General features: G+C 52.6%; 21 protein-coding genes. 6 read left to right on the forward strand and 15 right to left on the reverse strand.

Annotated features, from left to right (window positions below):
* Positions 1 to 20 precede the first annotated feature (20 nt).
* Together D3P07_RS03940 and leuB are read right to left on the reverse strand one after the other, a co-directional pair.
* A complete protein-coding gene (locus D3P07_RS03940) occupies positions 21 to 437 on the reverse strand; it encodes a hypothetical protein (protein ID WP_119798762.1) in 417 nt (138 codons plus the stop codon).
* A gap of 742 nt (positions 438 to 1179) precedes the next feature.
* The gene (gene leuB, locus D3P07_RS03945) at positions 1180 to 2259 is read right to left on the reverse strand and encodes a 3-isopropylmalate dehydrogenase (protein ID WP_119798763.1); all 1080 of its coding nucleotides are present in this window, start codon (positions 2257 to 2259) and stop codon (positions 1180 to 1182) included.
* A gap of 224 nt (positions 2260 to 2483) precedes the next feature.
* On the opposite strand from leuB, the gene D3P07_RS03950 reads away from it, so the two are divergent.
* Positions 2484 to 3128 (forward strand): DUF1361 domain-containing protein, encoded by a 645-nt coding sequence (locus tag D3P07_RS03950; protein ID WP_259391329.1) that lies wholly within the window; start codon positions 2484 to 2486, stop codon positions 3126 to 3128.
* Positions 3121 to 3429 (forward strand): hypothetical protein, encoded by a 309-nt coding sequence (locus D3P07_RS03955; RefSeq protein WP_119798764.1) that lies wholly within the window; start codon positions 3121 to 3123, stop codon positions 3427 to 3429. The genes D3P07_RS03950 and D3P07_RS03955 overlap by 8 nt, the downstream gene beginning before the upstream one ends.
* 128 nt (positions 3430 to 3557) lie before the next feature.
* Here the strand turns inward: D3P07_RS03955 and D3P07_RS03960 are convergent, their stop codons facing one another.
* The 4 genes from D3P07_RS03960 to ilvB all read right to left on the reverse strand — a co-directional run bounded on the left by D3P07_RS03960 (position 3558) and on the right by ilvB (position 8625).
* Positions 3558 to 5102 (reverse strand): 2-isopropylmalate synthase, encoded by a 1545-nt coding sequence (locus D3P07_RS03960; protein ID WP_119798982.1) that lies wholly within the window; start codon positions 5100 to 5102, stop codon positions 3558 to 3560.
* Between the two features lie 144 nt (positions 5103 to 5246).
* Positions 5247 to 6239, reverse strand: coding sequence for a ketol-acid reductoisomerase (gene ilvC, locus D3P07_RS03965; protein ID WP_119798765.1), 993 nt, complete (start codon positions 6237 to 6239; stop codon positions 5247 to 5249).
* A 155-nt stretch (positions 6240 to 6394) separates the two neighbouring features.
* A complete protein-coding gene (gene ilvN, locus D3P07_RS03970) occupies positions 6395 to 6883 on the reverse strand; it encodes an acetolactate synthase small subunit (protein WP_119798766.1) in 489 nt (162 codons plus the stop codon).
* Positions 6880 to 8625 carry a biosynthetic-type acetolactate synthase large subunit gene (gene ilvB, locus D3P07_RS03975; protein WP_119798767.1) on the reverse strand — a complete coding sequence of 582 codons (1746 nt, stop codon included), beginning with the start codon at positions 8623 to 8625 and terminating at the stop codon, positions 6880 to 6882. Before ilvB ends, ilvN begins: the two co-directional genes overlap by 4 nt.
* 526 nt (positions 8626 to 9151) lie before the next feature.
* Here ilvB and D3P07_RS03980 point away from each other — a divergent pair.
* The gene (locus D3P07_RS03980) at positions 9152 to 9610 is read left to right on the forward strand and encodes a GNAT family N-acetyltransferase (protein WP_182914169.1); all 459 of its coding nucleotides are present in this window, start codon (positions 9152 to 9154) and stop codon (positions 9608 to 9610) included.
* A 10-nt stretch (positions 9611 to 9620) separates the two neighbouring features.
* Here the strand turns inward: D3P07_RS03980 and D3P07_RS03985 are convergent, their stop codons facing one another.
* From D3P07_RS03985 to D3P07_RS27770, 7 genes are all read right to left on the reverse strand, one after another.
* Positions 9621 to 10004, reverse strand: coding sequence for a hypothetical protein (locus D3P07_RS03985; protein ID WP_119798769.1), 384 nt, complete (start codon positions 10002 to 10004; stop codon positions 9621 to 9623).
* A gap of 145 nt (positions 10005 to 10149) precedes the next feature.
* Positions 10150 to 10509 (reverse strand): 50S ribosomal protein L20, encoded by a 360-nt coding sequence (rplT, locus tag D3P07_RS03990; protein WP_119798770.1) that lies wholly within the window; start codon positions 10507 to 10509, stop codon positions 10150 to 10152.
* A 44-nt stretch (positions 10510 to 10553) separates the two neighbouring features.
* A complete protein-coding gene (rpmI, locus tag D3P07_RS03995) occupies positions 10554 to 10754 on the reverse strand; it encodes a 50S ribosomal protein L35 (RefSeq protein ID WP_068682086.1) in 201 nt (66 codons plus the stop codon).
* 33 nt (positions 10755 to 10787) lie between these two features.
* On the reverse strand, positions 10788 to 11285 hold the full coding sequence (gene infC, locus D3P07_RS04000) for a translation initiation factor IF-3 (RefSeq protein ID WP_119798771.1): 498 nt from the start codon (positions 11283 to 11285) through the stop codon (positions 10788 to 10790).
* Between the two features lie 281 nt (positions 11286 to 11566).
* Positions 11567 to 12802: a glycosyltransferase family 2 protein gene (locus D3P07_RS04005; protein WP_397334522.1), complete on the reverse strand. Its 1236-nt coding sequence runs from the start codon at positions 12800 to 12802 to the stop codon at positions 11567 to 11569.
* Positions 12803 to 13112: 310 nt separating this feature from the next.
* Positions 13113 to 13706, reverse strand: coding sequence for a glycosyltransferase (locus tag D3P07_RS27765; RefSeq protein ID WP_310732526.1), 594 nt, complete (start codon positions 13704 to 13706; stop codon positions 13113 to 13115).
* Between the two features lie 12 nt (positions 13707 to 13718).
* Positions 13719 to 14303 carry a glycosyltransferase gene (locus tag D3P07_RS27770; protein ID WP_310732519.1) on the reverse strand — a complete coding sequence of 195 codons (585 nt, stop codon included), beginning with the start codon at positions 14301 to 14303 and terminating at the stop codon, positions 13719 to 13721.
* 216 nt (positions 14304 to 14519) lie between these two features.
* On the opposite strand from D3P07_RS27770, the gene D3P07_RS04015 reads away from it, so the two are divergent.
* A complete protein-coding gene (locus D3P07_RS04015; protein WP_119798984.1) occupies positions 14520 to 15089 on the forward strand; it encodes a phosphatase PAP2 family protein in 570 nt (189 codons plus the stop codon).
* A 9-nt stretch (positions 15090 to 15098) separates the two neighbouring features.
* On the opposite strand, the gene trmB is transcribed toward D3P07_RS04015, so the two are convergent.
* On the reverse strand, positions 15099 to 15857 hold the full coding sequence (trmB, locus tag D3P07_RS04020; protein ID WP_119798772.1) for a tRNA (guanosine(46)-N7)-methyltransferase TrmB: 759 nt from the start codon (positions 15855 to 15857) through the stop codon (positions 15099 to 15101).
* Positions 15858 to 16071: 214 nt separating this feature from the next.
* The gene (locus D3P07_RS04025) at positions 16072 to 16278 is read right to left on the reverse strand and encodes a hypothetical protein (RefSeq protein ID WP_119798773.1); all 207 of its coding nucleotides are present in this window, start codon (positions 16276 to 16278) and stop codon (positions 16072 to 16074) included.
* Positions 16279 to 16558: 280 nt separating this feature from the next.
* Here D3P07_RS04025 and mnmL point away from each other — a divergent pair, with 280 nt between their 5' ends.
* Both mnmL and mnmM read left to right on the forward strand, forming a co-directional pair.
* Complete coding sequence (gene mnmL / locus D3P07_RS04030) at positions 16559 to 17518, forward strand: tRNA modification radical SAM protein MnmL/YtqA (RefSeq protein ID WP_259391330.1); 960 nt, start codon at positions 16559 to 16561, stop codon at positions 17516 to 17518.
* Between the two features lie 3 nt (positions 17519 to 17521).
* A complete protein-coding gene (mnmM, locus tag D3P07_RS04035; protein WP_119798774.1) occupies positions 17522 to 18100 on the forward strand; it encodes a tRNA 5-(aminomethyl)-2-thiouridylate-methyltransferase MnmM in 579 nt (192 codons plus the stop codon).
* Positions 18101 to 18140 lie beyond the last annotated feature (40 nt).

Raw genomic sequence — 18140 nt, forward strand, 5'->3', positions numbered from 1 at the left:
ATCTGAATATTTCCCGTATCCTATACCGAAGATTGGCGCTTCAGCAGACGGTTGCGTCTGCTGTTCAGCACGATCAAACGCTTCTTGAGCTCCATCTGCCACGTCTTATCGTCGATAGCCTTGGCAAAGCTGAGCAAGTCAAGCGACATATCAATCTGGCTTCGTACAATATCAATTGGTTCTTCACTTTCGTGGTTGACGCAATTCTCCAGCAATGCGCGTTCGTCACGGTCGACATAGTCGTCGAAGTCTACTTCCGCACTGCCGTCGCCATGCGCATATTCGGCTAATATGTCAAACTCCTGCTGAGCCAAATAATGAACGTCTACGCGACGACATACTGGACAAAACGTAATCGGCACATTATGAATATGCGTATGAAAATGCTTTAGTGTTCCTTTGGTTCCAATCATGCTGGCTCCACAGCAAAAGCTCATCTCGCCACGCTCCTTACTTTATGGACTGCGTATATGGATGATAGAAGGCGACGATGCTTAGGTCGCTTAAGATATTATGTATTCGCTATACGGCGTCGAAATTCCTGCCCGCGAGGCATTCATTAGGAATTCCTCATCATGTGCAACGTTTCAAACTCCCGCCGATCATGGCTTGCACACGCTACACGATATCCTTACATGACCCAATCGTAGCTCGTAACCGCCACTGCGCAAGAAACATTCTTACGATCGCTGTTGTATCCAGATTCCTTGAACTATGCCGTAATGGCTGGAATCCGGATACAAAGGCGAACGCTATCGCTTCTCCAGAATATTTCTTGCTCCGTTTGCTCTCTCAGCTATATGTCTATAAACATAATTACTGTTACTGAAACATTAATATTTCTTGGCTGTCATTCACGACCAGCGTTATAAAAGCTTGCGACCCATAGCTCGTAACCGCCACTGCGCAAGAAACCTTCTTACGATCGCTGTTGTATCCAGATTCCTTGAACGAGGCCGCAATGTCTGGAATCCGGATACAAAGGCGAACGCTATCGCTTCTCCAGAATATTTCTTGCTCCGTTTGCTCCAGCTGCTATATCTTCTAAGAACGAGAATACGTAACGGATTGTTGCAATCGTTACGGATAATTGCGTACAACGAAACAAAAATAGCGATGCCAGGAGTCGCCTCCTTGGCACCGCCATATCTGTTTTAGCTTGTTATATCGGGAGAACTATTACTTCGCCATTGCAGCAACGATCAGATCGCCCATTGCCGTTGTGCCAATCGCTTGGCTCTTGTCTACCGCAATGTCGCCTGTGCGATGGCCGGCGTCAAGTACGTTCTTAACCGCGTCCTCGATCGACTTCGCCGCATCGTGGTAGCCGAACGTCAGACGGAACATGAGCGCAACGGACAGAATCGTTGCGATCGGGTTCGAGATGCCTTGGCCAGCGATGTCAGGAGCAGAGCCGTGTACCGGCTCGTACAAGCCGAAGCTGCCTTCGCCCAGGGAAGCAGAGGACAACATGCCGATGGAACCCGTCAGCATAGCTGCTTCGTCGCTCAGGATGTCGCCGAACATGTTCTCTGTTACGATAACGTCAAAGCTCGACGGACGGCGAAGCAATTGCATTGCACAGTTGTCGACCAGTACATGCTCTAGCTCAACCTCAGGGTATTCAACCGCAACCCGGTTAACAACTTCACGCCACAGGCGGGATGTCTCAAGTACGTTTGCCTTGTCGACAGAAGCCAGACGCTTGCCGCGAGTCATAGCGATATCAAAGGCCTGGCGTACGATACGCTCAACCTCTTGTACGTTGTATACGCAAGTGTCGACTGCTTCTTCACCGTTCGCGCCTTCACGGCGGAACTTCTCGCCGAAGTAGATGCCGCCCGTCAGCTCGCGCACGACGATCAGATCTGTGCCTTCCAGCACTTCAGGCTTCAGCGTAGACGCATCCTTCAAGCAATCGAATACCGTCGCAGGACGAATGTTGGAGAACAGACCAAGCGCCTTGCGGATACCAAGCAGACCAGTCTCCGGACGCAGCTCCTTGGAGTTGTTGTCCCATTTCGGACCGCCTACCGCACCAAGCAGAACCGCGTCTGCCTTCTGGCAAAGCTCAAGCGTCTCCTGCGGAAGCGGAGTTCCTTTCTCATCGATCGCGATGCCGCCGAACAAAGCATCCTCCGTCTCGAATTGGTAGCCGAACAATTCCTCTGTTTTTTTCAATACTTTCAACGCTTCGCCAACGACCTCAGGGCCGATGCCGTCGCCGCCTAGAACCGCAATTTTTTTAACGTCTGCCATTTTCACGAACACTCCTCTATATCTTTCTCAGTCTATTATCATTTGTACCACAAAAGAGAGTTTAAGACAAAGATATAAAATCTATGAGCTTTATAGTCATTAGCTATAAGGCTATGAATGTCTTGCTATGTCTTTTACCCGAATGTGCAACCCGGGGCGGCTTCTTTTCGTCAGGGTTCATAGAGTTGTTTGCCCGGATCAAAATTGCGAGATGAGGTTGTTCCATGCTAATGAATGAACACATGACTGTACGAAACAAAGCAAGATTGCTCTATTTCGCCTATCTGGCCTTACTGATTGTAACGGAAAACTCGTTTTCCTTTATGATTTTCAATTCGTTCCTTGCCTTCGCCGCGTTGGAAATTTCCTATTTGCTGCCGTTGTTTCGCCCTCGCTCCAAAGCGGAGCTGCCGGCAGGGTTGTTCGTTTATTTGCTGTTCCTGCTAATGTCGCCCAATGTCTTCTATATTGTGACCGATCTCATTCATTTGAACGCTTTCCCGTTCCGTTATACGGCCGGGCTTGCCTTCCGGGAATGGTGGCATTTCTTTCTGCTGGTTGCCGGCGTGCTGCTTGCTCTGTTTTTCTACGTCATCATGGTTGAACAAGTGCGAGGACTGTTTGCCGGAAAACGCTTGGGCGCGCTTGCTTTGCTCATATTTGTCTTATTGGAGAGCGTTGGTATTTTTATCGGGCGGTTTCTGCGCTTTCACTCCGTCCATCTGTTCACCGAACCGCTTGCGCTGCTGCGCCAGTTTATAGATTCTTTAAGCCGAGACGCGATATTGTTTATTGGCTGGATTTCGATTTTGCAGCTTATGATCTTATGGATGTTCGCACATCCGTTGAAGGAGAAACGCAATGATTGAATGGAACACAAATGAAGCGCTATTCGGCATGGTCGTGATCATGGGGCTATTTCAAATCTATCTATCTATCGTACTGTACCGCTTGGAGCGTTCCTTGCTCTGGGCTCTCACCGGACTGCTCATCCCCTTCGGCTGCAACGTGCTGCTCTATCAAGCCTTGAAGCTGGATCAAACGGCAGGCCCGCGCTTTGAACGGCTTATTCCCCGGCAGCGCAAGCTATGGCGCAGAATATATCTGATGCTGCTGCTCCAATACATGGCGCTGTTCGCTTTTGTAGGCTGGTTTTTGTCTCCAAGCTGACCTTCACAATATTCAAGCTTTACTGGGAACAAAAAACACGACGGCACAAGTGAGCCCATGCAGGCGTTCAACTTGCTTTCCGTCGTGTTTTTAATGATGCGGCGGCCGATCCGCCACTGCCGTTCCTTTTAAATAAGGCTCATCTTGTCGCGGCGGCCCGGCGACTTGCGCTTGTCAATCAGACGATTGACCGCATCCAGGTACGCCCGTGCGCTCGCTTCCAGAATATCCGTGCTAAGTCCGCGTCCTTGCGCCGACACATCGTCCTGCTTCAGCACGACATGCACTTCGCCTAATGCGTCCTTGCCTTGGGATACGGACTTGATGGAGTAGTCCTCCAGTTCGACCGCTTCCTTCGTCGCAGCGTCAATTGCATTGTAGATCGCGTCGACGGAGCCGTTGCCTTCAGCAGTTTCTTCACGCACTTCGCCTTCAGCTGTACGGACGCGTACAGTCGCATTTGGCGTAGATTGATTGCCATAGTGAACCTGGATGGTCTCCAGCGTGAATACTTCTGGCGTATCCGTCAGCTTCTCTTCGAGAAGAGCGCGAATATCCTCGTCATTAACAGCCTTCTTGCGGTCGGCCAAATCCTTGAACTTGGCGAACGCCGCATTCACTGCTTCATCCTCCAGCTCGTAGCCAAGGTCGATCAGCTTCTCGCGGAAGGCGTGGCGGCCGGAATGCTTGCCAAGCACGAGCTTGGATTCCTTCAGACCGATTGCATCCGGGGAGATAATCTCGTACGTCGTCTTCTCCTTCAGCATGCCGTCCTGATGAATGCCGGACTCATGCGCGAAGGCGTTGGCGCCGACGATCGCCTTGTTGCCCGGAACAGGCATCCCTGTCAGCTTGCTGACAAGACGGCTGGTCTTCGCAATTTCCTTCAGGTTCAGCGTCGTCTGGGCTCCGAAGAAGTCTGGACGAGTCGCCAGCGCCATAGCCACTTCTTCAAGCGCTGTGTTGCCCGCGCGCTCGCCGATGCCGTTAATGGTGCCTTCGATTTGGTCCGCTCCGTTCATAATCGCTGCCAGCGAGTTCGCTGTCGCCATACCGAGATCGTCATGGCAATGAGCGCTTAGCTGAATCTTCTCGATATTCGGCACCTGCTCCTTGAGCGTCTTGAAGATGTTGCCGAATTCCAAAGGATTCAAATAACCGACCGTATCCGGAATGTTGACGACAGTCGCGCCAGCCTTGATCGCCATATCCGTTACCTGGCAGAGGAAATCAAGCTCCGTACGGCCCGCGTCTTCCGGAGAAAACTCAACTTTGTCAAAGTATTGCTTTGCATACCGAATAGCGCGGTCCGCCGCTTCCAGCACCTGCTCCTTCTCCATCCGCAGCTTATGCTTCCGGTGGATCGGGCTTGTCGCGAGGAACAAATGAATGCACGGATCCTGCGCGCCCTTCAGCGCTTCGCGTACGGCATCAATATCCTGCTCCCGCGAGCGGGACAAGCCAATAACGGTAGCGTTCTTCACCGCGCGCGCAACCGCGTTAACGGCTGCCAGGTCGCCCGGGGATGCCGCAGGAAATCCAGCTTCCATACGATCGACACCCAGCTTCTCCAGCTGCAGGGCGATCTCCACCTTCTCCTTCGTATTCAGGTTGACGCCAGGAGATTGCTCACCGTCACGAAGCGTTGTATCGAAAATATATATTTTCCGCATTATGTCTTCTACCTCCATGAACAGAATGATCCCGATCGCACGCGGAGCGGACATTGCAAGGCAGTGAATAACGGACCTGGCATGCGCTCCGGTGAACCGGGATTTGTTGATCCTATTACATCAAGTATATGACTTAATGCTTAATTATTTCTTGATCCAGTGCATCAGTTCGCGAAGTTGCGCGCCTGTTTGCTCGATTGGATGAGCAGCTTCGTTACGGCGAGTAGCCGTCAGCATAGCGCGGCCGGATTGGTTCTCCAAGATGAAGTCGCGAGCGAAACGGCCGGATTGGATATCTTCCAGAACGCGTTTCATCTCTTTCTTCGTCTCTTCCGTCACGATACGAGGACCTGTAACGTAGTCGCCGTATTCAGCTGTGTTGGAGATGGAGTCGCGCATAGTAGCCAGACCGCCTTCATACATCAGGTCAACGATCAGCTTCAGCTCGTGCAAGCACTCGAAGTAAGCCATCTCAGGAGCGTAGCCTGCTTCAACCAGTGTTTCGAAGCCTGCTTTAACAAGCGCGGAAGCGCCGCCGCAAAGTACAGCTTGCTCGCCGAACAGATCTGTTTCTGTCTCTTCTTTGAACGAAGTTTCGATAACGCCGGCACGCGTACAGCCGATGCCTTTTGCATAAGCCAAGCCAATTGCCTTTGCATTGCCGGTAGCATCTTGATGGATCGCGATCAGACCTGGAACGCCGAAGCCTTCTTGGTACGTACGGCGAACCATGTGACCAGGCGATTTAGGAGCAACCAGGAATACGTCCTTGTCCGCGCTTGGCACGATTTGTCCGTAGTGGATGTTGAAGCCGTGGGAGAACATCAGAGCCGCGCCTTGCTTCAGGTTCGGTTCGATTTCTTCCTTGTATACTTTCGCTTGCGTCTCATCCGGAAGCAAGATTTGAACAACGTCAGCCACTTTAGTCGCTTCTGCAACTGTCAGTACTTCAAAGCCGTCTTTCTTTGCTACGTCTGCGGATTTGCCCGGACGAAGACCGATAACAACTTTCAAGCCGCTGTCGCGAAGGTTTTGTGCTTGTGCGTGGCCTTGGCTTCCGTAACCGATAACTGCGATTGTTTTACCTTGCAGTACGCCTTGATCGGCGTCTTTTTCATAATACAATGTAACTGCCATGAGAATAATTGCCTCCTTTAATTTAACCCTTTTGAGCGGGTGTTTAAGCGGAGAGCCGAGAAACCAAGGTCTCCGTGCTTCCCCTCTTAAACTCCCGCTCAAAACGGGATGTTCACAGTATCGAGTAAGTTCTAGCTATTACATGCCTGAAAATATTATTGCTTCACGTTACCGCGGTTAAGCGCAGTAACACCAGTGCGTGAAAGCTCGCGGATGCCATAAGGCTTCATCAGCTCGATCATGGCATCTATCTTTTCGGTATCGCCTACCACCTGCACCATCAGAGAGTGCGTGCCGATATCGACGACTGCGGCGCGGAATGTCTCGACGACGCCCAGAATTTCCGGGCGGGATGCCGGCTCTGCATGCACCTTGATCAGCGCCAGCTCGCGCGCTACCATTGCGTTCGCGCTGAGATCAATAACTTTGATCACATCAATCAGCTTGTACAGCTGCTTCGTAATTTGCTCAAGCGTATGATCGTCGCCCGAGGTAACGATGACCATACGCGAGAGGCCTTGCTCCTCGCTCGTGCCTACCGTGATGCTCTCGATATTGAAGCCGCGGCGTCCGAACAAGCCGGATACGCGCTGCAGGACGCCGGGCTGGTCATTGACGATGACTGCAATCGTATGCTTCTTCATTCCGAATCCCCCATGATCATTTGATCGATGGTGCTTCCTTGGGCTACCATCGGATACACGTTCTCGTCTCTGCGTACGACGAACTCGACAACGGCCGGACCCGGATGACGCATCGCTTCCTCCCATGCCGTGCGTGCTTCTTCTTTGTTCGAAGCGCGGAAGCCTTTTACGCCATATGCCTCAGCCAGCTTGACGAAGTCAGGGCTGCCTGCCAGATCAATGTGGCTGAACCGGTTCTCATGGATCAGCTCCTGCCACTGTCTAACCATGCCTAGAACCTGATTGTTCAGAATAACGACCTTAACCGGAATATTGTTGATTGCGCAGATCGCAAGCTCCTGTGCGCACATCTGCATGCCGCCGTCGCCGTTGATGGATACGACTACGCGGTCGGGATTGGCCATCTGCGCGCCGATCGCCGACGGGAAGCCGAAGCCCATCGTGCCGAGACCGCCGGAAGTTACCCAGGAACGCGGCTTGTTGAACGGATAATATTGCGCGGCCCACATCTGATGCTGGCCTACGTCCGTCGTAACGATCGCATCACCGTTCGTCGTCTCATGAATCATCTCCACGACCCATTGCGGCTTCAATTCCGTATCGGAATCGATATAGCGGAACGGGTATTGCTTCTTCGAAGCCTGAATGTCCGCTCTCCATGCGTCAGCCTGGTCAGCGCGAACGGCCAGCTTGTTAGCCTGTGCCAGTACCGTCTTGACGTCGCCTACGATCGGAATGTCCGTCGGAACGTTCTTTCCGATCTCTGCCGGATCGATATCGATGTGGACGATCTTCGCATTTGGCGCGAAGCCGGCAAGCTTCCCAGTTACCCGGTCATCGAAGCGAGCTCCGATATTAATGAGCAGATCCGCCGATTGAATCGACATATTCGCTGTATATGTGCCGTGCATGCCCGGCATCCCGATCCAAAGATCGTTGCCGCTCGGGAATCCGCCAAGGCCTAGCAGAGTTGTAGTAATCGGAATGTCCGTCTTCGTTACGAATTCCAGCAATTCCTCATGCGCTCCGGAGTAGACTACGCCGCCGCCAGCCAGAATAAGCGGTTTTTTCGCTTCCTGAATCGCTTTAATCATTTTGTCCACTTGCAGCTTGTTCGGTGAGATTGTCGGATTGTATCCGCGAATGCTGACTTCATTCACCGGCTGGAACAGCGTCTTCGCTGCCGATACATCCTTCGGAATATCGATCAGTACCGGGCCTTTGCGTCCTGTGTTGGCAATATGGAATGCCTCATGGATCGTGCGCGGCAGATCTTCAACCTTGCGAACAAGGTAGCTATGCTTGGTAATCGGCATCGTAATGCCGGTAATGTCCGCTTCCTGGAAGGCGTCTGTGCCGATCAAGGTCGACATGACGTTGCCCGTAATGACGACAAGCGGTACAGAATCCATGTAAGCTGTTGCGATACCGGTCACGAGGTTCGTCGCCCCCGGTCCCGAAGTAGCGATACATACGCCTACTTTGCCGCTGGCCCGGGCGTAGCCGTCCGCAGCGTGGATCGCGCCTTGCTCATGTCTGGTGAGCAAGTGATTGAAGTCGGGATTTCCGTGCATCGCGTCATAGATGTAGAGAACCGCTCCGCCCGGATAACCAAATACGCAATCCACGCCTTCCAGCAGAAGACTCCGAAGCAGAATTTCCGAACCCGAGATCACTTCAGGCTTAGAGAGCTTCTCGATTAATTCCTCTTTCGACTTTAATGTTGCACCTTGCGTTGCCATCAGTCTTCCTCCTCTCAAGAAAAAACAAAAAAACCTTTCGTCCTCAGCCTTAAAGCTGAAGGGACGAAAGGTTGATCTTCCGTGGTACCACCCAAATTCGTTATATATCTCCCGATATATAACCTCCATAGGTAAGAACGCTGTGCACATATCGACGTTCTACCATTGGCACTGTAACGCTTGCCCTGCGATGCTCCCTAATACGCAACCTGGGTTGCTTTTCAGGAGGATAGCTCCGAGGTGAGCTCGTAGAAAAGGGGTTTTGGCGTCGGTTGCAGCTGATCCGATCGCTCTCTGAGCAAAAGAGCCCTTAACACTTCGTCCTCATCATTGCCGATTGATATGACTTTTCATTATTATATGCCGATTCTGACAGTTCGTCAAGAACAAGGCTCCCGTTATTTTGCCGCGTTCCTGCGCGCTTGCACACAACCTTGCACAAATGCTCATATACTAGTGTAGCCCCAGAGAGGCAATCCCATGCAACTGCGCCATGCAAAGGCGCAGCGTAGAATGGAAGGATGCCATGATTCGCGCACGCAAAGCAAGAACCGATGATGCCGAGCTTGTCCGGCTCATCCGGACAGAGCTGATTCCGATGTCCCATACTGCGAGACCGCTTGATGCCCGTATGATACGCGAGCTGCCGAAGCGCTTCCGCAAAGGCAATACTTATGTTGCAACAAGGTCCAAATTCGGCCCCCCGGTCGCCTTCGTTCATTTCTATGTGCATCAAAATCAGCTCATCGTCGACATGCTCGTAACGCACCCGGAGCATCGCGGACGGCATTACGGCACTGCTTTGATGGCGCATGCCGAGGCCTTCGGCAAAGCGCGTCATTGCCATGTGGCCCGACTGTTCGTCGACCGGATCAATGGCAGAGCCCATCACTTCTACAACAAGCTCGGCTATCACACCGTCCGGTATGTTCCGGAGCTTCAATGTTATGAACTGCTTAAACCGCTGGCCTCGCCATCCTTGTAGCTAACTCTTATCAGTACCCGTTGAAATATCCGCCGCCGGGATAACCTCCGCCACCGCCGCCATAACCGCAGCCGCCGCAAGACGGTACGCCGCAGCCACATCCGCCGTACCCGCCGCCGTATCCGCCATAACCGCCGCCATAGCCGAAGCCACCGCCCCAGAACGGTAGTGTTCCGATGGCTAGCAAATCAAACAGAAGCAACGGCCATAAGAAAAATGCCTTTGTTTTCACTTTCTTTCCCTTCGAGCCTCTTCCTTTGCCCGAAGACATCATCAATCGGTTGCCTCGAAGCGCAACCAGCTTGCCCGAAACAACGGAACCGTCCTTGCGCATTGCATAGATGGATTTGCCGACCAGTTTCCGCACTTGTGCCCTGGAAACATTATTACGCATGCCAAATCCCTCCTTTCCCGTTATTCTTCAATGTATTCGGGGAGGCGGCGGCATGACTGTATGTTTGTCCGCAGGCAAGCGCAAAGAGGCCCCGCCGCCGTCACGGTTGTGAAGGTAGCGAGGCCTCTTGATACGCTCAGGTTCACTAAGCGTTGATTTTTTGTTTGGCAACGCCAGCCAGGGAGTTGAACGAAGAGATATCGTTCACTGCCAGGTCAGCAAGCATCTTGCGGTTAACTTCTACGCCCGCAAGCTTCAGGCCGTGCATGAACTTGCTGTAGGACAGGCCGTTCACACGTGCAGCTGCGTTGATACGAACGATCCACAGTCTGCGGATGTCGCGTTTTTTGTTGCGACGGTCGCGGTAAGCATACATAAGGGACTTGCCTACTTGCTCCTTCGCTGTTTTAAACAGACGGTGTTTCGAACCGAAGTAACCTTTAGCCAGCTTTAGAATTCTTTTACGACGACGAGCGCGGACAAAGCCGCCTTTAACTCTTGCCATGAGTGGAAACCTCCTGTAGGTTGAATTTGTATCTTATACGATCATTATTTCAAGTTGGAAAGACCTTGCTGCAAACGGCGAACGTCGCCTGCGGCCATAAGCGGTTGACCCGCAAGAACGCGTTTTTGACGTCCCGATTTGTGCGAAAGCAAGTGGTTTCTGTAAGCTTTGTAACGTTTCACTTTACCAGTACCGGTAATTTTGAAGCGGTCCTTCAGACTGCTGTGCGTTTTCATCTTAGGCATGTCAGTTTATCCTCCTTAATGTTGGTCCAGCCGTTAGCTGTTGGTTTTTGGTGCCAAAATCATAATCATGCTCCGGCCTTCCAGCTTGGGAGCGCGCTCGACATTGCATATTTCGGCAACCTCTTTGGACAGACGTTCCAGAATCTTCTGGCCGATCGACGCATGCGTGATCTCACGGCCGCGGAAGCGGACGGAAGCCTTCACCTTGTCGCCTTCGTTCAGGAACTTGACAACGTTGCGGAATTTCACTTGGTAGTCATGTTCCTCGATGTTGGCGCGGAACCATACTTCCTTCACGTCAACAATCTTCTGATTCTTGCGCGCTTCTTTTTCTTTCTTCTGCTGCTCGTAACGGAATTTGCCGTAGTCCATGATGCGGCATACCGGCGGCTTGGCCGTCGGCGCAACGTTCACCAGATCCAGACTAGCGTCAGCAGCAAGCTGCAACGCGTCGCGAATCGATTTAATGCCGATCTGCTCTCCATCCGCTCCTACCAAACGAACTTCTCTGGCCCGGATTTCATCATTGATTTGATGTTCTCTGCTAATAGCGTGCCACCTCCAAAATGGTATACGATCTTGTTAATCCAAATAAAAAAATGCGGATTCGCTAGAACCCGCATCTCATAACCGTTCATTGATTCTGCTAGTGCCGCCCCGAAGGAACGTCAGCATACCCATCCGATTATCGCGAACCAGTCAGCCGGGCTGAAAGGTGAGAAGCGGGCGCTTCTGCTTGTGCGAATATGTCATTACACAATACTGAATTACTATAGCATATCGCCTATTGCATGTCAACAGCGGCGACTGCTTTATTTGCTCTGCACTTCTTCAATACGGACAACGCGCGTATGCTGCGTATGGCTCCACGTCTTGTTGTTCTGAGTGAAGAACGCGTAGAACGTAATCGGCCACCAGGAGATCAGGAAGAACGGCAGCGTCAGCAAGTGCACGTACATCTTCCAGCTTCTCACCTTTTCCATCATCATCGCCGCAGGGAATTGAAGCACCGTAGCAGCAATGACTACTCCAATCAGCCACCATGGCAGGTAGCCATAGAGCGAATGGATGACATTAGGAGCAGGAAGCGCCATGTCAATCCACATGATAGCCGTCAGCAGGAAGCCGAGCAGCGTATTGTAGACGGAGACCGTATAGATCGCAGCGTCGAACTTAACCAGGTTGCGCTCCTTGATGCTCGCCCACAGCAGCGGAAAGAAGTAATTGCGGGCCACGTTGAAGTGACCTTGCATCCAGCGCAGGCGCTGTCTCGCAGAAGCCCGGAACGATACCGGCTTCTCGTCATACACCTTGGCGTCGTAGTTCAGAACCGGATAGATATTGCGCTTCACGCAGCGCATGGAGAACTCCAGATCCTCGACAAGGCTCGTTGCGCCCCATCCCATTTCCTTCAGCAGTTTGGATTCGAAGCACATGCCCGTTCCGCCAAGGAAGTTGCTCATTTTCAAGTTGGTTCTCGACAGCTGCCACAAGCGGTTGCAGTACCAGTAAGTAATGGCGTAAGCTGCCGTAATCCAGGAGTCGCCCGGATTTTTGGTGTCGAGGTAGCCTTGAATGACTTGATGGCCCTCGCACAGATCGTCGTTCATCAGCTGCAGGAAGTCGCGGTTGACCAGGTTGTCGGCGTCAAACATGACGACTGCGTCATATTGGCGCGGCATCGCCCATAGCTCCTTGAGCATCCATTCGATCGCGTAGCCTTTGCCCCGCAGATGGTAGTTCGTCCGCTCGCAGGCGTGCACGCCCATGCTTCTGGCAATATCGGCTGTGCCGTCTGTGCAGTTGTCGCAGATGACGAAGATGTCGAACAATTCTTCCGGATAATCAAGCTTTTTCAAATTTTCGATTAGGGCGCCAACTACCTTTTCTTCGTTGTGCGCGGCTACGAGCACGGCGAACGATTTGCTTGGCGCATGGCGCTTCCTGCTCTTATTCTTCATGAATCCGAACAGGGAGAGCGAGAATTGGTACACCGCGATACAGGCCAGTACAACCTGAAAGATAATAAACACTACGGTAAAAATCATACGGTATTGCCCCCTTAAAACCCCATTTTGTGTGTGCCCGCTCCTTATCTCTATACGAGTCGGGCTTTCTTTTTGTTTTCAGTCAGCCGATGTGAATTTTTAACTTTCTTTTGACTTCCTGATTTTCCACGGAAACCTCCCACTTTGTCAAAATGGGAATTTGCCTTATTTACGCTTAATTCCGTCAGAAAAACGCTTGCATTCAATCGGGGGAGACTATTCCCCTCGCTTTTCTTCGCTTCCGTCTTATTCTCAACCAAATGCTTCGTTTTTAGCACAAATGTCCTTAATTGTTTCCATCTTATTAAAATTAATTAATCTGCCTTTCCCGAACAGGAGGAATCTCGCACCAGGATGCCGCGGCAATTGTCATACAGCTCGCAAGAAGGCTGTCGAATATCGCGTCCCAGGATTGCGACAGGCTGTAGATATGAGCATTCCGCCCCAACTTTTCCCTGAGCTCAACATTGGCATGCAGAATCTCCAGCGCTTCGGCGAAGCTTTCGGCTTCGCCTGGATGCCTGAGCAGGCCATTTTCCCCGTCACAGACGGTGTCGCGGACACCGCCTGCATTCGCCGCGATGACCGGCGTGCCGCAAGCCATCGCTTCAAGGACAACATTGCCGAAGGTTTCGGTTGGAGAAGGAAAAAGCAGCACATCGGCGGATGCGTACCAGCGCTGCAGTTCCTTTTCACCGGCGAAGCCGATGAAGAGAACATTCACACCTGCGCTTACGCATCTGTCCCTCAAGACTGCGGCGGAAGGACCGTCACCCGCTATAACGAACACTGCATCCGGAGCCGCCCTTCGCTGGAACAAGGCAAAGGCGTCGATCGCGGTCTCGATCGCCTTCTCCGGCGCTAATCTCCCGGCATAGAAGGCTAAGAAGGCCTTCTCCCCGATGCCGTTCCTCTCTCAATGCTCGCGCATGTTTACCATAGGATGGAACGTTCCGTGATTCACTCCCCTGCTCCACAGCTTCAGCTTGGAAGGTTCCCAGCCCCGACCGATCAAGTCCAGCCGGGTCGTCTCGGAAGGGACAAAAATCGCCTTGCAGTCCCGATGAAACCATTCCTTATACCTCCATAACAGCTTTTCCATCCATTGCAAATTGTAAAACGATAAATATTGATCGAAGTTGGTGTGATAGGAAGCGATGAGCGGAATGTTGTATTTGCGGGCGTAATGAATGCCGAACAGGCCAAGATTAAACGGGGTGGCGACATGAATCAGGTCGGGCTCGAAATGGGCGATCTCTCTTCGGATATGAGCGGGATTAGGGAGGGCAAGCCTGCATTCGGGGTAGAGGAAAAACGGCAAGCTGACGAACCGTTCGACGGAATGAGTCGGGGCATTCTGCTGAAGGGACGCTGCGGGCTCCGGGGCAAATACTTTGGTGCGCACTCCCTTCGTCTCCAGGTAACAGGTCCACCTTCTCAGCGTACGGGCAACGCCATTCACATCGGGATCATACGTATCCGTAAATATCGCGATTTTCATTTTTGGCCTCTCCTCCTTGTTGTCCCGCAACCTCCAGCTGCTCGCGGGCGTACTTAATAATAAGGATAGAGCGCGTATGTATGAAACGGATTAAGAGGGGATGAAGGCAGAGTTAATTCAGAATTATTATTTCGTTAACGCTCCGGCAATAATCTTTTGTTACAATAGAAACAAGTGATGGAGTTCAACCAGCCTACGGGAGAGAGGATGACAGCGATGCAGAGAATGATAGGTTGGATGAGAGCGAGAGAGCGGAGAATGCTGATGTGGGCGAATCGGAGGCCTTCCGGCGGCAGGATGTACCAAGCGGTCGACAGATGGCTGAGCACGGTCACGCATATGGGCGGCGCTACGTTCACGCTCGTCTCCGCCCTGCTGCTTGCTTTGCTTGCGCCCGCTCCCTGGAACACGGCAGGATGGCAATGCCTTGCGGCGGTTGCCATCAGCCATCTACCGGTTGCCATTGTGAAACGTAAATTCAAGAGGCTTCGTCCATACCAGGCGATGCCTGAGGTGCAGACCTGCCCGAAGCCGCTGCAAGACTCCTCATTCCCGTCCGGACATACAACGGCCATCTTCGCCTGGATTGTGCCGCTGCTGTTGGCCGGAGGAATCTGGACGCTGGCGTTCACGCCGGCGGCGATGATTATCGCACTGTCTGTCGCCTGGTCCCGGATGCATCTGGGCCTGCACTATCCTTCGGACGTCGCCGCCGGTGCGATCATCGGCACGATCACGGCTTACACCGTTCATTACTTCTGGATCTATCCGGCGGCAATGGTATAGCCATAGCTATTATTCTTCCGTATCGTCTTCATTGGATTCAGAGCTTGCGGCCGCTTCGTCCCGCAGGCTCTTTTGTTTATTCTCGCGATGCTCGCGAAGCACCTCCGAACCGATGACCACCTCTACGCGATGGATCGGCTGGCCCTTCTCCATAAACTTCATCTCGTATTCGGTAAATACGAGATCCTCGCGCGGCTCGTCCTTATGAAGATGCAGCGAGATGTTCCGCATGACCAGTTCCATGTCGGCGAAGCTGTTGAGCGAGAATTCGAACAGCGACTGAGAATCTGTCTTGAAATGAATTTCGCCGCGATCGTTAAGAATCTCGATATACTTGGATACAAAACGCTGATGCGTCAATCTACGGCGCGCATGCTTGCTTTTCGGCCACGGGTCGCTGAAATTCAGATAGACACGCTCCAGCTCGCCCGGAGCAAACATCGACTCAATGCCTTCAATATTGGCGCGCAGCAACGCAAGATTCGGAGGCGTCTCCTCCCCCTTCTCTTCCCAAGCGATACGTGCCTTCTCGCTCGCTCTTCTAAGGAGCTCGTCATACATGTCCACCCCGACAAAGTTGATATGCGGATTGCGCACGCTCATCTGGCTGATGAAACGTCCCTTGCCCATACCAAGCTCTACATAGATCGGATTGTCGTTGCCAAAAAACTCACGCCACTTGCCGCGATGCGGCGTTGCATCCAGCACTACCAGCTCCGGCTGTCCCTCCAGACTCTCCCGGATGCCTTTTCTTCCTCTTAAACGCATATGTTTATTCTCCTCTTTTGTAGGCTAATCACGTAACGTACATGATAACGGTCAGTCCTTATTGTGCCCAACTCGGCCCCTGTTTGTAAAGCGTTTTTCTCCCATTACTCCGAACAGGAAAATGCTGCACAAAAAAAGGCGTCTCCTCGGAACCCATTATGGGTCCCTCGCGAGAAACGCCTCTTGCGATTCAAACATCATGTATCTCCAGCGATTAGTTCAGGAATTGATAAGAGATTGGCGCATTGTCCTTGCCGTCCTTCTCCCACGCGTCTTCTAATACCATATTCAGCTTCCGTCGCGCCGATACCTTCACGTCGTGGTTAGAGTGGAAGTGTACACCAGCCAGGGCCATCAGTTCCTTCACCGTCAGTTCAACTGTTACTTTCTCATCGCCATTCGGAATTTTTGTCAAATTCATCTCACATCACCTCATCGATTTATATGATTTCATTTCCAATTAATCGACTTTTCATGTGTGCGGTTACATTTTGTCTGTGTCAGGTATTTTCATTGATTTGTCGCATTTTTAATATAACACATCATGTTAGGTTTTTCAAGCCTAAATTACGGTTTTCTTTCGTTCGTTTCCATTTTTCCCGATATCCGAACGATTATTCTTTTGGTGTAGTGCAAGCATGGCTTTTCGGTCCGTTTTTCGTTAAAATGAAGGGTGAACGTTGTGAAAGAAGGGGAAATTCATGATTGATATAATGACGCCCGGACAACCGATGCTCTGGGATGATAAAAGATTTCATACGTGGAATTACGAAATGAGGGAACAATTCGGCGGCAAAGTGTTCAAGGTGATGCTGGACGCCGGTTTCACTTGTCCCAACCGGGACGGCAGCATCGCCAAAGGCGGCTGCACATTCTGCAGCGCTCGCGGCTCCGGAGACTTCGCGGGCAGACGGCGCGACGATCTGGTGACGCAATTCAATACGATTCGGGACCGGCAGCATCAGAAGTGGCCGGAAGCGAACTATATCGGCTACTTCCAGGCTTATACCAACACCTATGCGCCGGTAGAGGAGCTTCGCGAGTATTACGAAGTCATCCTGCAGCAGCCCGGCGTAGTCGGATTGTCCATTGCGACGCGTCCGGACTGTCTGCCTGACGATGTCGTCGATTATTTGGCCGAGCTGAATGAACGCACTTACCTGTGGGTCGAGATGGGACTGCAAACCGTACATGAATCGACATCCGAGCTCATCAACCGCGCCCACGATACGGCGTGCTACCTCGACGCCGTACGACGACTTCGCGAGCGGGGCATTCGGGTTTGCGCGCATATTATTTACGGCTTGCCGCAGGAAACCCATGAGATGATGATGAACACCTGCCGCGCCGTCGCAAGCATGGACGTACAAGGAATCAAGATCCACCTGCTCCACTTGATGCGCAAGACGCCGATGGTGAAGCAATACGAAGCAGGTCTGCTGCAATTTCTGGAGCAGGACGAATATACGAAACTGATTGTGGATTCGCTGGAGCTGCTGCCGCCGGAGATGATCGTTCATCGCCTGACGGGCGACGCGCCAAGAGATCTGCTGATCGGCCCGATGTGGAGCCTGAAGAAATGGGAAGTGCTGAACGGCATCGACGCCGAGCTGCGCCGCCGTAATACGTGGCAGGGCCGGCTATGGCAGCCGGAGGTGTAAGCGGTGGGATTCTTGTCCGTGCTAAGCATGGCCCATAAATGGATAGCGGAGCGCGCAGGCAGCGGAGATGCCGTTATCGACGCGACAGCAGGCGGCGGCGTCGATACGCTGGCGCTTGCTGAGCTGGTCGGCCCCAAAGGGATCGTCTATGCCTTCGATATCCAGCAGTCCGCTCTTGATCGGACCCGCGAGCGCCTCGAAGCGGCGGGAGGACATCCGCAGGTGCAGCTTCTGCTGCAGGATCATGCGGGTATGGCGGAGGCGATCGCACCGGAGCTTGGCGGCCAAGTAGCCGCCATTATGTTCAACCTAGGCTATCTGCCTGGAAGCGATCAAAGCATCGTAACCCAGCCGGAGTCTACGATTGGGGCGCTGCAGGCCACGATGGGCCTGCTTCGTCCCGGCGGCATTCTGACGTGCGTGCTCTATCCCGGCCATCCCGGCGGCGACCTCGAGGCGGCGGCTGTGGAGGCATGGGCCTCCGCCCTGCCGCAGCTTGTTGGACAAGCCGTGCTGTACCGCCAGCCGCAGCGAAGCGCCGCGCCCTATCTGATTGCGGTAGAAAAACGGAAAAACGGCTAATGTTGCAATTCAGCGTCCGGATTTGAGAGAGGAGAATGTC

The sequence above is a fragment of the Paenibacillus sp. 1011MAR3C5 genome (assembly GCF_003591485.1).
Lineage (GTDB): Bacteria > Bacillota > Bacilli > Paenibacillales > Paenibacillaceae > Pristimantibacillus.